Origin of the sequence: Bradyrhizobium sp. USDA 241 (assembly GCF_049739505.1) — a bacterium.
GTDB lineage: Bacteria > Pseudomonadota > Alphaproteobacteria > Rhizobiales > Xanthobacteraceae > Bradyrhizobium > Bradyrhizobium liaoningense.
The window spans coordinates 2,852,623-2,866,640 of record NZ_JBMGPZ010000005.1; the positions used below are offsets into that span (position 1 = coordinate 2,852,623).

Genomic DNA, 14,018 nt, shown 5'->3' on the forward strand with positions numbered 1-14,018 from the left:
TTCATGCGCCGAACGTGCCGTAAGGCGCGAAATGCGCATCGTAGGACGAGCCCTTGATGATGCTGTGGAGCTGCCGACGGCGAGCCCCCATGTTGCCGCCGTCATAGAGCGGGAAGCACATCGCATCGTTCATGAGTTCTGCCAGCGGGTGCATGTCGGTGTAGCTGTCGACCCCGACCACGCGCATGCAGTCGTAGACGACGTCCACGCAGGTCTCCGAGCAGAACACTTTCGTCATCACGGCGAGCTCGTGCTCCTTTCCGCCCGACAGATCGTATTGATGGCAGGACTTCCAGGTCAGGTAGCGGCAGGCCTCGATCTTCATTTTGATGTCGGCCAGCATGTAGCCAACGGTCGGATAGTCGATGATGGGGTGCGGCCCGGAGCGGGCATCATTCCTGGCGAAGTCGAGGGCATGATCGAAGGCAGCTCGCATGACGCCGACGCAGGCGGCGCCGATCAGCGCAGCGGTCCAGGCAAAGTTGGTGGAGACGATCTTGATCCCGTCGCCGGGCTTGCCGATGATGTTGTCGGCGGGGACGCGGACGTTCTCGAACTTCATTCGCGGCGAGATCGTCGCCCGGTGTCCCGCCGTATCCAGAATTCCCGTCACCTGCACGCCGGGCAGGTTGCCTGGCACCATGATGACGGCTAGCGACTCCTGCGCGCCCTTGGTGGGATCGGTTCGGCACACGACTGCATACAGATGGCAGTTCTTGCCGTCCCAGCCGGTCCCATTCGTCGTGTAGTGCTTCTCGCCGTTGATCACCCACTCGTCGCCCTCGCGCCTGGCAAAGGTTTTCACGCCGTAGCGCGGATCGACGGCATCGAAGTTCGCGCCGCCCGTCACCTCGGTGAAGGCGAGCGCGCCGAGCCGGGTTCCATCCTCGATGAAGTCAGGCAGGAAGCGCTTCTTCTGCGCCTCCGTCCCGAAGAACACGATGGGTTTGACGCAGAGACCGGTCCCGAGCAGCGTGCTGGGCACGTTGACATCGACCGCGGCCAGCTCTTCGGCGGCGATGGCGAAGTCGAGTGCGGGAACGTCGGTGCCGCCTACCTCCTTCGGAAACAGTCCCTTGACGAAGCCGGCTTCGACCGCCTTCTTGTGAAACGGCCGCGTTGCATAGAAGCGCTCGTCCGGCCTGCTATACTGGCGGATCGTCGCGCGGACGTCCTTCAGCACCGTGTTGGCGAAGCTGCGCGCGCCTTCGCGAAGCGCGGCCTGCTCCGGGCTGAGCGTGAAATCGATCGGCATGGCTTCCTCCTCAAGACCTCGAGACATATCGACGCGCCGTCCCGTGGCGCGCCCTGATTGACGGGAAGAAGCCTATGTGCGTGCGCAGTAACGGTCTTGCCCGACAGCGCCCGGATTTTGTGCTGACAGTGAACGAACTGTATTGGGCAGTCGTTCTGTCTCATCCGTTGCCGAATGTTTGTGCTGCGTGCTGATGCTGTTCTGGCATGGAAAGTGCTTTTTCAGATACAGTGTCACTGTGTCGAGGATTTGCCATGGAGACCTGGACCACGAACGATCTGCCCGAGCGCGATCAGTTCAGCTATTGGAGAGAGGTCCTCTGCGAGGCCTATATCGCGCTCAATCCGGTGCGCGAGCCCGCGGTGGGCGGCTTTGCCGGGCATGTCACCGCCCATCCGCTTTCGACGATCAACGTCACCACCATCTCGTCGGGCCGTCAGAAGATCTATCGCGGGCGCTCCGAGATCAGCCGCATGCCGACGGAAGTCTATTTCCTCAATCTCCAGCTCCGGGGGCAATGCTGCATGCAGCAGGGCGGCCGTGCCGCGCTGCTCAATCCCGGCGAGTTCTCGATCGTGGACTCGACGGAGCCCTATCTCAACGACTACTGCAGTGACGATTGGGAGCAGTACTCGTTCCGGATTCCGCGGCATCTGCTGCGTCCGCTGCTGCGCAATCCCGACAAGGCGACGGCCACGATCGTCGCCGACAATGGCGGGATTGGTACTGTCGCCATCGATCTGCTCAAGTCGATCGTGCGCAATGTGGAGGGGCTGTCGCCGACCGGCGCAACACTGAGCAGCAGCATGGTCGAGCTCGTGGCCATATCGCTCGGTGCAACGCAGGCGACCCAGGAGATGGCGCGGGGCTCCGCGCGGCGGGCGCTATGTGCCTCCCTGGTCACTCACATCGAGACGAACGTCGCCGATCCCGAGCTGGCGCCGGCCAAGGTCGCCGACCATTTCGGCATCTCCGTGCGCTATCTGCACAAGGTCCTGGAGGAGGGCGGTCGCTCGTTCGGCCGCCTCGTCCTGGAGCAGCGCCTCGAGCGTTGCGCCAGGGATTTCGCGAAGCAGAAGGCGGATAGCGAGACGGTGACCGAGATCGCCTTGCGCTGGGGCTTCAACGACCTCTCGCATTTCAGCAGGACATTTCGCCAGCGGTTCGGAAAGACGCCGCGGGAATATCGCAGTGAGCGAGCGTGAACCGCCCCGGCGTCCTGTCAGGCAGCCCGCTCCAGCCGCCTGAATGCGCTGTCCATGTAGAGCAGGGGATCGACGTCCTGCCCCGCGATTCCGACCTGCAGGACCTCGCCCAGGAAGATGGTGTGGGTCTCGCAGGCCAGCCGCTGCACCACCTTGCAATCGAACGCGGCGAGCGCCGAAGCCAGCACGGGCGCGCCCGTGATCTGCGTCTGCCAATCGCCGGACGTGAACCGCTCTGCGCGGCGCGCTGATTTTGAAAAGACGTCGACAAGGTCGAGGTCGGCGGCGGCCAGCAAGTTGACGGCATAGACCTTGGACCGATCGATGACCTCATGCGCCGAGGCGTTCCTGTTGATGCAGACCAGCAGGGTCGGTGGCGCCGTGCTGACCGAGCTGATCGCGGTTGCAACCAGCCCGGCGCGGTGTCCGGCGGCGGCGCTCGTGATGAGCGCGACGCCGGAGGCAAATCTTCGCATCCCCGACTTGAAGGCGTTGGCCCTCGACATCGCGTCGAAGCCAGGCTCTGAACGGTCCATGACAGTCTCGTTCATCAGGCGCGTTCCGTCTGCCACTTGACGCCGGTGCTGCCTGCGCTCTTCTCGCCGCCGCCCTTGAAGGCCCCGCGATAGCGCGAGGCGGGGTGGCGGTCGTTCAGGCGGCCGCCGCTGCCGGGGAACATTTTCTCGCGCAACGTGCCCGGTGCGTATTCGCGCTGGGCAAGGCCGCGCTTCTGAAGCACCGGGATGACGTGTTCGATGAAGTCGCGATAGGAGCCCGGAAAATACTGGCAGATCATGTTGATGCCGTCGACGCCCGCATCCTGCCAGGCTTCGAGCTGGTCGGCGATGCTCTCGGGCGTGCCGACGATGCGGCTGTTGTAGGATAGCGCGTAGGCGAGGTCCTGGACGCGCGCCTTCTTGCCGGGGGTGCTGGCCTCGAACATGCTGATGAATCCGCGCAGGCCCTCGATGTTGGCCTGATCGATCGGCATGTCGCGGTCGAGCATGCCGAGGTCGATGCCCATGTCCCGGCTGATATGTGCGGCGAGCCCGTCATAGCTCACGCCCTTGTCGATCTCATCGGACTTGCGCCAGGCCTCTTCCTCGGTGCTACCCACGACGAAGGAGAAGCCCTGGATGAATTTCAGGTCCTCCGGCCGCCGTCCGTTCGCCTCCGCGACGGCGCGGGTCGCAGCGATGCCCTTGCGCGCGCCTTCGATGGTTGGATAGAGCACGAAGGTGCCTTCCGCATTGCGGGCAGCGAAGGACTGGCCGACCGGCGAGGCGCCGGCCTGGTATAGCACCGGCGTACGCTGCGGTGAGGGGGAGCAGAGATGCGGCCCCAGCACCCTGTAGCGCTCGCCAGAATGATAGATGCGATGGATCTTGCTGGCATCGGCATAGACGCCGTTCTCCCTGTCGCCAAGCACCGCGCCTTCGTCCCATGAGCCTTCCCAGAGCTTGTAGACGACTTCCATGTACTCGTCGGCGCGGCGGTAGCGCTCGTCATGCGGGATGATCTCGTCGAAGCCGAAGTTCTGTGCGGCGTTGTGGCTGACGCTGGTGACGATGTTCCAGCCGATGCGCCCGTTGCTGAGATGATCCAGCGTCGACAGTCGGCGCGCAAAGCTGAACGGGTGCTCCGACATGATGGAGCTGGTGAAGGTAAGACCGAGATTTTCCGTGACGCCGATCAGTACCGCGGAGAGCGCAGCGGAATCGTTGCAGGGGATCTGCAGGCCTTCCCTGATGTAGGTGTCCCACGATCCCTTGTAGGCCGGATCGATGCCGACGACGTCAGCGAGGAACAACGCATCGAAGCAGCCTTGCTCCAGGAGCTTGGTCAGCTCGATCCAGGTGCTGAGCTTGTCGAAATGCATCTGTGTGCTGTCGGGGTGGCGCCAGAGTCCGTGATAGATGTGGGAGACGACGTTCATCGAGAAGCAGTTGAGGATCAGACGATTGCGCATGGAAAAGCCTCTGGGTTGCGAAGGGTTCGTCGGATCAGACGCTAGCGAAGGGCCGACGGAGCGTCTTGCTTATGTGCGCCCGGCCTTTGTGCTGGGAAGGAATAGCGGGGCAGCCGAGCGTGAGGCGTTCGAGAAGAATTCTATGTGCTCGCGATGTCGAGCTTGAAGCAGCAGAACGCTTTAAACCTCTGACCGTCATCCTGAAGCGCGAGCGAGCCTCGAAGGCGACGGCGCTGCTGCATCGGGGCTGCATCCTTGGGAGTGTCAGAAGTTTTGTGTAAGAGCGTCTCTGTGAGGGGTTTGCGGGGTCAGCGGACTGACCCCATGGGGTCAGTCCGCTGAGCCTGCAAAGCGCTCGCCGAACTGGATGGCAAACTGGCCCATTGCGGCCGTCCATGCAACCGGTCGTCGCCAATGGATGCCGGCATTTCTGATGGCGAGGTAAAGCAGCTTCATCGCCGCCTCGTCGTTGGGGAAGCTGCCGCGTGTTTTGATGATCTTGCGCAGCGAACGGTTCAGCGCCTCGACCGCGTTGGTGGTATAGATCATTTTGCGTATCTCCGGCGCGAAGGCGAAGAACGGAATGACGTGCTCCCACGCCCGGCGCCAGGCCGCCCCGATCGCGGGATAGCGCTTGCCCCACTCGGCTTCGAAGTCCTCGAGCCTGAGCAGAGCGGCGTCGGCATTCTCGGCATGATAGATCGCCTTGATCGAGGGAAGGATCGCCTTGCGATCCTTCCAGGACACGAAGGATAGGCTGTTGCGGATCAAATGCACGATGCAGGTCTGGACCATCGCCTTGGGAAAGACGCTGTTGATCGCCTCGGGAAAGCCCTTCAGACCGTCGACGACGGCGATCAGGATGTCGGCGACGCCGCGGTTCCTCAGATCGTTCATGACCTTGAGCCAGAATTTGGCGCCTTCGGTTTGCTCGATCCGCCCGAGCACGTCTTTCTCGCCCGATGCAGTGATGCCCAGCACGACGTAGACTGCCTTGTTCTTGACCATCCCCTCATCGCGAATCTTGACCCTGAGCGCGTCGAAGAAGACCACCGGATAGATCGCTTCCAGCGGCCGGCTCTGCCATTCGCGGACCTCGTCGAGAATCGCGTCGGTGACCTTGCTGATCAGATCGGGGGACACCTCGGTGCCGTAGAGCTCGGCCAGATGGCCCTGGATCTCCCGTACCGTCATGCCCCGCCCGTAGAGACTGATGATCTTCTCGTCGAAGCCGTCGAAGCGGGTCTGGCCCTTCGCGACGATCACCGGTTCGAACGTGCCGGCGCGGTCGCGCGGCACCTCGATCTCGATCTCGCCGTCGTCCGTCAACAGCGCTTTGCTGCTTGTGCCGTTGCGGCTGTTGCCCGACCCGCGGCCCGCCGGGTCGCCCTTCTCATAGCCAAGGTGGTGGGTCAGCTCCGCACCCAGTGCGCGCTCCAGAAGCGCCTTCTTCAGTCGTCTGAAAAGCCCGTCTTCGCCGGCTAAGTCTTCTGGCTTGAGGCTGCCCCCGGCAAGAAGCTGGTCCAAAATCTCAGGTGAAAAATCCGTAGCCATGTGAGTCTCCTGTCAAAGGTAAACTCACAGAAACCATCTTACACCGAGTTACTGACACCCTCGCATCCTTCGAGGCTCCCAGCACGGTGCTTCGGACCGCGCAGTTCACACCTCAGGACGGCGGGTTAGACAGGCTCGAGTGTGTCCCCCACAACGCCGTCACGATTGCCTCGAGGCCGTCCGTCAGTGCCGCCGGTCCCGGCTGCAATATGATCGGCGACTTGATCTCGACGATGCGGCCGTTGCGCACGGCGGGGATGTCGCTCCAGCCATTGCGCGCACGCATACGGGCAGGGGCGACCTTCTTGCCGCACCAAGAGGCGAGGATGACGTCAGGTGCGGCCTCGCGCACCGCCTCCGCCGAAACGATGCGATCCTTTGCCGCCTGCCGATGCCGCAGTTCCGGGAAGACATCCGCGCCCCCAGCGATCTCGATCAACTCGGACACCCAGCCGATGCCCGAGATCAACGGATCGTCCCATTCCTCGAAATAGACCCTTGGTCGAGGCGAGGGGCGGGGCGTAGCTGCGATCGCCGCGACGCGCCGCCCCAAGCCTTGCGCGAGGTCTTCCGCGCGCCCGGCGGCGTCAACCAGCGCACCCAGCGTGCGGATCATCGCCAAGATTCCGGCGACGTCGCGCTGATTGAAGACGTGCACATCGATGCCGGCGCGGACGAGGTCGGCGACGATCCCGGCCTGGAGATCGGAGAAGGCCAGTACGAGGTCCGGTTCCAATGCCAGAATCTTCGGGATGTCCGCCGACACGAAGGCCGACACCCGAGGCTTCTCGCGCCGCACCTGCGGTGGGCGGACGGCGTAGCCGGAGACGCCGACGATGCGATCCTGCTCGCCGAGCAGGTAGAGCGTTTCGACCGTCTCTTCGGTCAGGCAGACGATGCGGCGGGGCGGGAAGTGGCGCATGGGAGGAGCATATGCGCAAATGCGGGCGCCGATGTCAGCATGGCCATTACCTCGGACGTCATTGCTTTGCCGCGCGAAGCAATTCACCCTGAAAGCACAACAAATTGGGAGGAGATGTGATGACGCCGCTCGAGAAACTTAAAGCGATGAAGATGCCGTTCGCCGAGCTCAAGGGCGTCGAGTTTGTCGAGGCCGAGAAGGATCGCGTGGTGGCGCGGATGACGGTCCGGCCCGATCTCTGCACGCTTCACCACACCATCCATGGCGGGGCAGTGATGGCGCTGGCCGATTCCGTCGGCGCGGCGGCGACCGTGATCAACCTGCCTGAGGACGCCAAGGGCACGACCACGCTGGAGAGCAAGACCAATTTCATCGGCGGGGCTAAGGAGGGAACCACAGTCATCGCCACGGCCACTCCGGTTCATCGTGGCCGACGGACCCAGATCTGGACCACCCGGCTGGAAACCGAGGACGGCAAGCTGGTCGCCGTGGTGACCCAGACGCAGCTGGTCCTGTGAGACTACGGGAGTTTGATTTCATTAACGAATTAGTCGCTCCCGCTGCCTCTAACTTGGGCAGGTGTCCGTCTTGAAAATTATGGTGCGATGCATAATATAGGAGGCCTAGGGATTCGAACGCCTCCTCGAGGGACACCAAGAGGAGTTCTGACGTGGTACTTGAAGAGACTGTCCGCACCGCTCCCGGCTATGTACGGACCTTGATCCAGCAGGAAGAACTGCCGCTCCTGCGTGATCATCTGCTGAGGCTCGATGCCGGCAGCCGACACGACCGTTTCAACGGGCTTTCTCGACGATAGCTTCATCGAGCGTTACGCCGCCCGCTGCGCCGAGGACGGCACCGTGATCGTTGCCTATATCGTCGACGGCGTGGTCCGCGGCGCGGCCGAACTACATCCGCCGGAAGATGATTGCCTGCCCGAAGTCGCCTTCAGCGTGGAAGCGTCTGCGCGCCGCCAGGGTGTCGGCACAGTGCTGTTCCGCCGCCTGATCGCGGAGGCGCGCTGGAAAGGCTACAAGCAGCTGCGCATCACCACTGGTGCCGAGAATCACGCGATGCGAGCGCTCGCCAGGAAGTTCGGGGCGTATCTGGCTTTCCGCCAGGGCGAATCGACCGGTACGATCGATCTCGCCAAGACGCCTGAGGCTGAGCTCGCCGATCTCGCGGCCTCGCCATTCACGGCCGGGCGCGCTCTTCTCAGCTTCAACAGCACTTGCTGGAAGCTGATCTCGAGCATGTACGGCAGTCGCGCCGCATAGCCTAAAGGCAACGGATACGAATCAAAAAGCGGACCGGCACGGCCGGTCCGCTTTCGTATTCTGGGTGGTGAAATGAACGCTCAGGTGCCGGTGCGCTTGTCGTTGCCGAAACGGCGGACGACGCGGCGTTCGACCACCACGGAGCGCTGCGCGCCCTGTTCGCCGGCGATGACGCGCGTGGCAGTGATGCGGCTGTTGGTGCGGGCCTGCTTCTTCACCTCGGCCTGGACGACGTCGAGCGGCATTCCCATCAAGGCTGCGGCGATCTCGGCCTGCTGCGCCTGATCGTCGGTGATGCCAACGGCGGCGAAGATCGCCTCATCCAGGGTAGGCGGATCGTGGCGCACGCGCCGCGTGCCATATTTGGTGTTCCAGTCTGCGCTCATAACGGCCTCGTTTTGATGCCGGGATACCTAGTGCCCTGAATGTTGCATTGCAATATGAAATCGGCGTGGCAGCTCAGCTATGCACCGTTCGGGTGTCATGGCGGTGACACAGCACCTCCAACGACCTCTACCCGTTGCTGAGGCCAGCGTTTCAGAGCTGCGTCTCCGGCGTCGGTGAGCCGGTAAATTCCCCGCTCAGTGCGTTCGAACCAGCCATACACATTGTTAAGCAAGATCTTGCCGGCATCGGGACAGCGTTCGCGCAACTCGCGCACGCGCTTCGGGCCCTCGGCAAGCGCCGACGCGCAGGCGAGTGCCTGCTGCCGATAGGCCGTCATGATCGGTGCGCGGGTGCTGCCGCCGAGCACGGGATCACCCTGGCGCCGCTGATGCTCGGCGACGAGGCGCGAGCGCACCTTCGGCTCGCGGCGCGGCGCCGCGGTCGGCGGCTTCACCAACACCTCGACCTGGCCGCGATCGGTCACCCCGAGCATGCCGAAGCCGAGACGGCGGCAGAGATTGCGGTAGCGCGCATCGCTCTCGCGTCCCTTGCCGCGCACCGACATCTTCGCCGCGATCCAGACCTCGTCGCCGGACGGCGCGCGGTCGACCGCCTGCAGGATCAGCTCGAGATTGAAGGCAAGCTTGAGCTCGCCGATGACCACGACCGGCGGATCACCGGCGCTGAGACCGACGAGATCGCAGCCGCCGATCTCGCCCTTGACCGTGAAGCCAAGCTCTTCGAGGAAGCGTTTGACGGGCAGGTATAGCGCGGTTTCCAAGGGAGTTCCGATCGCAGAATCAGTTGCGGCTAGTCTAGTGCCTTCTCGTCTCCGATTGAATCAAGCCGGTGTTCGGGCGATCCGATCAAAGCGCAATCACACCCGTCCACCCACCGGAATCAGCGCACCGGTGACGCCGCTCGCGGCGTCGCTGGCGAGGAACAGGATGACCTCGGCGAGCTCCTGCGGCGTCACCCATTTGGAGAAATCGGCCTTCGGCATGTCCGCGCGATTGGCCGCGGTGTCGATGATCGAGGGCAGCACGGCATTCACGGTGACCTTGCCTTTCCATTCGTTGGCGAGCGCCTCGGTGAGGCGATGCACGCCGGCCTTCGAGGCCGCATAGGGCCCCATGCCGCTGCCCGCCTGGAGCGCACCCATCGCGCCGATATTGACGATGCGGCCGGCCTTGGACGCGGCGAGCTGCGGCAGCGCCGCGCGCGAGGCGTTGAGCGCGGTGAGCACGTTGAGCGCATGCATGCGCTGCCACGTTTTCATGTCGCCGTCGCCGATGGTTTCGAAGGCGAAGCCGCCGGCAATGTTGATCAGCGCATCGAGCCGGCCGAAATGCTGTGCGGCCGCATCGACGGCGTTCTTCGCTTGCGCTGCGTCGGACAGGTCGACACCGCCGATCTCGATGCGTTCGGGCGTCGCTGACAGTTGCGAGGGCGCGTGATCGATGCCGGCGATCCGCGCGCCGCGCGACTGCGCGGCCTCGGCAACGACCTTGCCGAGTGCGCCGAGCGCGCCGGTCACGATGATGACTTTTCCCTGCACGGTGCTTCTCCGTCCGTCGAAAACTGCGCCGACTATTGCGCGGTCCGAATTGGACTTGCAATGGCGGCGGCGTCAAGGCTGAATGGTCGCTGCAACCTTGGATGGCGGGAGGGGCCTGATATGTGCGAGAGTCTGCCGGCCGTGGACTTTCCCCAAGGCATCATCAAGCTTGAGCATCCGCTGCGCAGTTTCTTCGACGCGCTGCGCGGACAGGGGCCCGTTCGTATCGTGGCGATGGGTTCGTCTTCGACGGCAGGGCGAGAGGACGTTGTGCCTTACCCTTATCGTCTCGAAATGTATCTAAGGCGGCACTACGCAGAACAGTTACCGAACGTACGGATCGACGTATTGAACCGTGGCAAGGGTGGGGAGGAGGCGCCGCAAGAACTCAAGCGCTTCGAGGCCGACATCTTTCGCGATACCCCCTCGCTGGTGCTCTGGCAGGTCGGAACCAACGCTGTGTTTCACGACGACCAGTACAAGTTCAAGGATGTCGTCGACGCGATCACCGAAGGGGTGCAGCAATTGCTTCAGTCGCGCGAGCCTCCGATGGACGTCGTGCTGATTGATCCGCAATACGTGACCGCCATGCTTCGCGACGAAAAGGCCGAACTCTCGGAGAAGATCGTGCTGGCGATCCGCGAGATCGGAAAGGCCGCAAGGGTGAATCTGTTTCAGCGTTGGGCCTTGATGCGGCATTGGCATGTGCAGAACGGCGCGTCATTCGAGCAGTTGCTCGATCCAACCGATCGGCCCGACATGCTTCATCAGAGCGACTGGAGCACGCTCCAGGTTTCCAAAGCGTTGTGTCAGGCGATCACCGATGCGACCATGTCGGCCGGCTGGTTATCGGCCGGAGTGAAGCCCTGATCACGCCTGCAGATAACGCTCCTTCAGTGCGGTGCGCTCTGCCGTGCCGAGCTTGAGCCCGTCGCGCAAATAGGTTTCGAGATCGCCGTATTCGCTGCCGACCGCTTCGAAAGCGGCGGCCAAATACGAGGCCTCGACGCTGCCGATCGCGTCGAGAACATCAGTGGGGAGATCGGAAGCGTTCGACGGGGCGCGCCTGTAGTGGCGGTTGGTCAAGAGGTAGTCCTCGGCAATGACGTCGTCGGGCACGCCCAGCGCATGCAGGATCAGCGCGCTGGCGAAGCCGGTGCGGTCCTTGCCGGCGGTGCAGTGGATCACCAGCGGCGCACGGTCTTCCAGCAAATGGCCGAACAGCGCGCGAAAGCAGTGCGTGTTGTGGCGAACATAGTTCCGGTAGGACTCGCGCATGAGCTCGAGCGCCACAGGCGCGGTGAGCGTGCCCCGGGCAAGCTCCGCGCGCAGCGCGGCGACGACGGTCGGCTCGATCGGCAGCGAATGCACCGTGATCTCGTTCACGACGCAGATGCCGGCTGCGCGCTCCTCCAGGCCGCGGAAATCGAATGCGCTTCTGACGCCCAGCGCGCGGACGATCTCGACGTCGGCTGCGGTGAGCTGGCCGAGATGATTGGAGCGGAAGATGTGCCGCCAGCGCGTGATGCGGCCATCGGTGGTCGGATAGCCGCCGAGATCGCGAAAATTGCTGGCGCCTTGCAGGGCGAGATGGCGGGCAGGGGAGTCTGACATCAGATCAGCTTGGGTTATGTTCCATTGGACGCATGACGGGCGTTCTCGAGGGCTACTAGCCCGTCCTATTCGTGAGAGTGCGGCTTTTGGGCCCGATTGATGCGGCCGCACATCTTGTCTGACGAGGCGCACAGGATTGCCTTCGGCTTTTCGCCGCCTGACGACCGGTACTTTGCAACGCGCTTGAGGGATGGGTTGGGCGAACGGGGGCGGACGCCCCGCCGGTCAAGGACCGAGCGGCAGCAGCGCGCCGGGCAAGCCGCAGATCAGGTCGGCTTCGGGACATGCCGCGGCAAACGCAAGGCGAATGCGGCTCGTGGTCTCGACGACACGGGCGGCGATTTTCAAGAGCCGAAGACGCAGCGTCGCGAACTCGGCAGCGGCCAATTCCCGGACTTTGGGAATGGCGTCGCGCACGGTCAGCATCAGCCAATAAGCGGCCGTATGGAGCACGAGACGGACCTGGTTGGCGAGCGCCGAACGGCAGCTGGTGCGGTCGGAGGCGAGCTGCGTCTTATGCAGCTTGATCAGATTCTCGGCTTGGCCGCGCGCGCAATACAGGCTGTCGTAGATCCACTCGGCCGAGCCGACATCGAGGCTGGTGACGACGAAACGGATGTCGAGGCCGAGCATCGTCGCCTCAATACGGGCGACGGTGCGCCGTTCGCGATCCCAGGACTTTGCCTTGTGGCGCGTCTCGGTATAGCCACGCAGAACCGGCAGGTTCTCGATGGCGCGTCGGGTGCGGATGTCGTCGGCGACCTCGTCGACTTTTCTGGCGAGAGGCTTGGTGCCGGACAGACCGAAGATGTAGTCGATGCCGTTGGTCTCGCACCACGCCATGGCCTCCGGCCGGGCATAGTGCCCGTCGCCACGGAACGTAATTCGCGTGTTGTGCCACCGCGTGCGGATATGCCGTACCGGGAGTGTCAGAAGTTTTGTGTAAGAGCGTCTCTGTGAGGGGTTTGCGGGGTCAGCGGACTGACCCCATGGGGTCAGTCCGCTGAGCCTGCAAAGCGCTCGCCGAACTGGATGGCAAACTGGCCCATTGCGGCCGTCCATGCAACCGGTCGTCGCCAATGGATGCCGGCATTTCTGATGGCGAGGTAAAGCAGCTTCATCGCCGCCTCGTCGTTGGGGAAGCTGCCGCGTGTTTTGATGATCTTGCGCAGCGAACGGTTCAGCGCCTCGACCGCGTTGGTGGTATAGATCATTTTGCGTATCTCCGGCGCGAAGGCGAAGAACGGAATGACGTGCTCCCACGCCCGGCGCCAGGCCGCCCCGATCGCGGGATAGCGCTTGCCCCACTCGGCTTCGAAGTCCTCGAGCCTGAGCAGAGCGGCGTCGGCATTCTCGGCATGATAGATCGCCTTGATCGAGGGAAGGATCGCCTTGCGATCCTTCCAGGACACGAAGGATAGGCTGTTGCGGATCAAATGCACGATGCAGGTCTGGACCATCGCCTTGGGAAAGACGCTGTTGATCGCCTCGGGAAAGCCCTTCAGACCGTCGACGACGGCGATCAGGATGTCGGCGACGCCGCGGTTCCTCAGATCGTTCATGACCTTGAGCCAGAATTTGGCGCCTTCGGTTTGCTCGATCCAAAGCCCGAGCACGTCTTTCTCGCCCGATGCAGTGATGCCCAGCACGACGTAGACTGCCTTGTTCTTGACCATCCCCTCATCGCGAATCTTGACCCTGAGCGCGTCGAAGAAGACCACCGGATAGATCGCTTCCAGCGGCCGGCTCTGCCATTCGCGGACCTCGTCGAGAATCGCGTCGGTGACCTTGCTGATCAGATCGGGGGACACCTCGGTGCCGTAGAGCTCGGCCAGATGGCCCTGGATCTCCCGTACCGTCATGCCCCGCCCGTAGAGACTGATGATCTTCTCGTCGAAGCCGTCGAAGCGGGTCTGGCCCTTCGCGACGATCACCGGTTCGAACGTGCCGGCGCGGTCGCGCGGCACCTCGATCTCGATCTCGCCGTCGTCCGTCAACAGCGCTTTGCTGCTTGTGCCGTTGCGGCTGTTGCCCGACCCGCGGCCCGCCGGGTCGCCCTTCTCATAGCCAAGGTGGTGGGTCAGCTCCGCACCCAGTGCGCGCTCCAGAAGCGCCTTCTTCAGTCGTCTGAAAAGCCCGTCTTCGCCGGCTAAGTCTTCTGGCTTGAGGCTGCCCCCGGCAAGAAGCTGGTCCAAAATCTCAGGTGAAAAATCCGTAGCCATGTGAGTCTCCTGTCAAAGGTAAACTCACAGAAACCATCTTACACCGAGTTACTGA

14 protein-coding genes and 1 pseudogene are annotated in these 14,018 nt (G+C 63.2%); 4 read left to right on the forward strand and 11 right to left on the reverse strand.

The genetic code is table 11. The features are described from left to right. Nucleotide 1: 1 nt before the first annotated feature. Nucleotides 2-1,255, reverse strand: coding sequence for an acyl-CoA dehydrogenase family protein (locus ABIF91_RS35635; protein WP_035718342.1), 1,254 nt, complete (start codon nt 1,253-1,255; stop codon nt 2-4). A gap of 254 nt (nt 1,256-1,509) precedes the next feature. On the opposite strand from ABIF91_RS35635, the gene ABIF91_RS35640 reads away from it, so the two are divergent. Then, complete coding sequence (locus ABIF91_RS35640; RefSeq protein WP_028180725.1) at nt 1,510-2,460, forward strand: helix-turn-helix domain-containing protein; 951 nt, start codon at nt 1,510-1,512, stop codon at nt 2,458-2,460. A 17-nt stretch (nt 2,461-2,477) separates the two neighbouring features. On the opposite strand, the gene ABIF91_RS35645 is transcribed toward ABIF91_RS35640, so the two are convergent. The 4 genes from ABIF91_RS35645 to ABIF91_RS35660 form a co-directional block, all read right to left on the reverse strand. Next, nucleotides 2,478-3,011 carry a flavin reductase family protein gene (locus ABIF91_RS35645; RefSeq protein ID WP_035693599.1) on the reverse strand — a complete coding sequence of 178 codons (534 nt, stop codon included), beginning with the start codon at nt 3,009-3,011 and terminating at the stop codon, nt 2,478-2,480. Then, nucleotides 3,011-4,429 (reverse strand): LLM class flavin-dependent oxidoreductase, encoded by a 1,419-nt coding sequence (locus tag ABIF91_RS35650; protein WP_035718339.1) that lies wholly within the window; start codon nt 4,427-4,429, stop codon nt 3,011-3,013. The genes ABIF91_RS35645 and ABIF91_RS35650 overlap by 1 nt, the downstream gene beginning before the upstream one ends. Before the next feature lie 330 nt (nt 4,430-4,759). Continuing rightward, a complete protein-coding gene (locus ABIF91_RS35655; protein WP_424579666.1) occupies nt 4,760-5,983 on the reverse strand; it encodes an IS256 family transposase in 1,224 nt (407 codons plus the stop codon). 112 nt (nt 5,984-6,095) lie between these two features. Next, on the reverse strand, nt 6,096-6,905 hold the full coding sequence (locus ABIF91_RS35660) for a cobalamin-binding protein (protein ID WP_028182076.1): 810 nt from the start codon (nt 6,903-6,905) through the stop codon (nt 6,096-6,098). A gap of 119 nt (nt 6,906-7,024) precedes the next feature. Here ABIF91_RS35660 and ABIF91_RS35665 point away from each other — a divergent pair, with 119 nt between their 5' ends. Beyond that, nucleotides 7,025-7,423 (forward strand): PaaI family thioesterase, encoded by a 399-nt coding sequence (locus tag ABIF91_RS35665; protein ID WP_028182077.1) that lies wholly within the window; start codon nt 7,025-7,027, stop codon nt 7,421-7,423. Nucleotides 7,424-7,575: 152 nt separating this feature from the next. After that, a pseudogene (locus ABIF91_RS35670) lies at nt 7,576-8,182 on the forward strand (N-acetyltransferase family protein). A gap of 80 nt (nt 8,183-8,262) precedes the next feature. Here ABIF91_RS35670 and ABIF91_RS35675 read toward each other — a convergent pair. The 3 genes from ABIF91_RS35675 to ABIF91_RS35685 form a co-directional block, all read right to left on the reverse strand. Continuing rightward, a complete protein-coding gene (locus ABIF91_RS35675) occupies nt 8,263-8,568 on the reverse strand; it encodes a hypothetical protein (RefSeq protein WP_028182079.1) in 306 nt (101 codons plus the stop codon). 95 nt (nt 8,569-8,663) lie between these two features. Further along, nucleotides 8,664-9,350, reverse strand: a complete 687-nt coding sequence (locus tag ABIF91_RS35680) for a DUF2161 domain-containing phosphodiesterase (RefSeq protein WP_028182080.1) — start codon at nt 9,348-9,350, stop codon at nt 8,664-8,666. 96 nt (nt 9,351-9,446) lie between these two features. Further along, nucleotides 9,447-10,127 carry an SDR family oxidoreductase gene (locus ABIF91_RS35685; RefSeq protein ID WP_028182081.1) on the reverse strand — a complete coding sequence of 227 codons (681 nt, stop codon included), beginning with the start codon at nt 10,125-10,127 and terminating at the stop codon, nt 9,447-9,449. 120 nt (nt 10,128-10,247) lie between these two features. Here ABIF91_RS35685 and ABIF91_RS35690 point away from each other — a divergent pair, with 120 nt between their 5' ends. Further along, on the forward strand, nt 10,248-10,997 hold the full coding sequence (locus ABIF91_RS35690) for an SGNH/GDSL hydrolase family protein (RefSeq protein WP_028182082.1): 750 nt from the start codon (nt 10,248-10,250) through the stop codon (nt 10,995-10,997). On the opposite strand, the gene ABIF91_RS35695 is transcribed toward ABIF91_RS35690, so the two are convergent. The 3 genes from ABIF91_RS35695 to ABIF91_RS35705 all read right to left on the reverse strand — a co-directional run bounded on the left by ABIF91_RS35695 (nt 10,998) and on the right by ABIF91_RS35705 (nt 13,963). Continuing rightward, nucleotides 10,998-11,741, reverse strand: a complete 744-nt coding sequence (locus ABIF91_RS35695; protein ID WP_424579667.1) for a tyrosine-protein phosphatase — start codon at nt 11,739-11,741, stop codon at nt 10,998-11,000. 225 nt (nt 11,742-11,966) lie between these two features. Then, a complete protein-coding gene (locus ABIF91_RS35700) occupies nt 11,967-12,803 on the reverse strand; it encodes an IS1380 family transposase (protein ID WP_424579668.1) in 837 nt (278 codons plus the stop codon). Beyond that, entirely contained in the window at nt 12,737-13,963 is a 1,227-nt protein-coding gene (locus ABIF91_RS35705; protein WP_038960272.1) for an IS256 family transposase, read from the reverse strand. Before ABIF91_RS35705 ends, ABIF91_RS35700 begins: the two co-directional genes overlap by 67 nt. Nucleotides 13,964-14,018 lie beyond the last annotated feature (55 nt).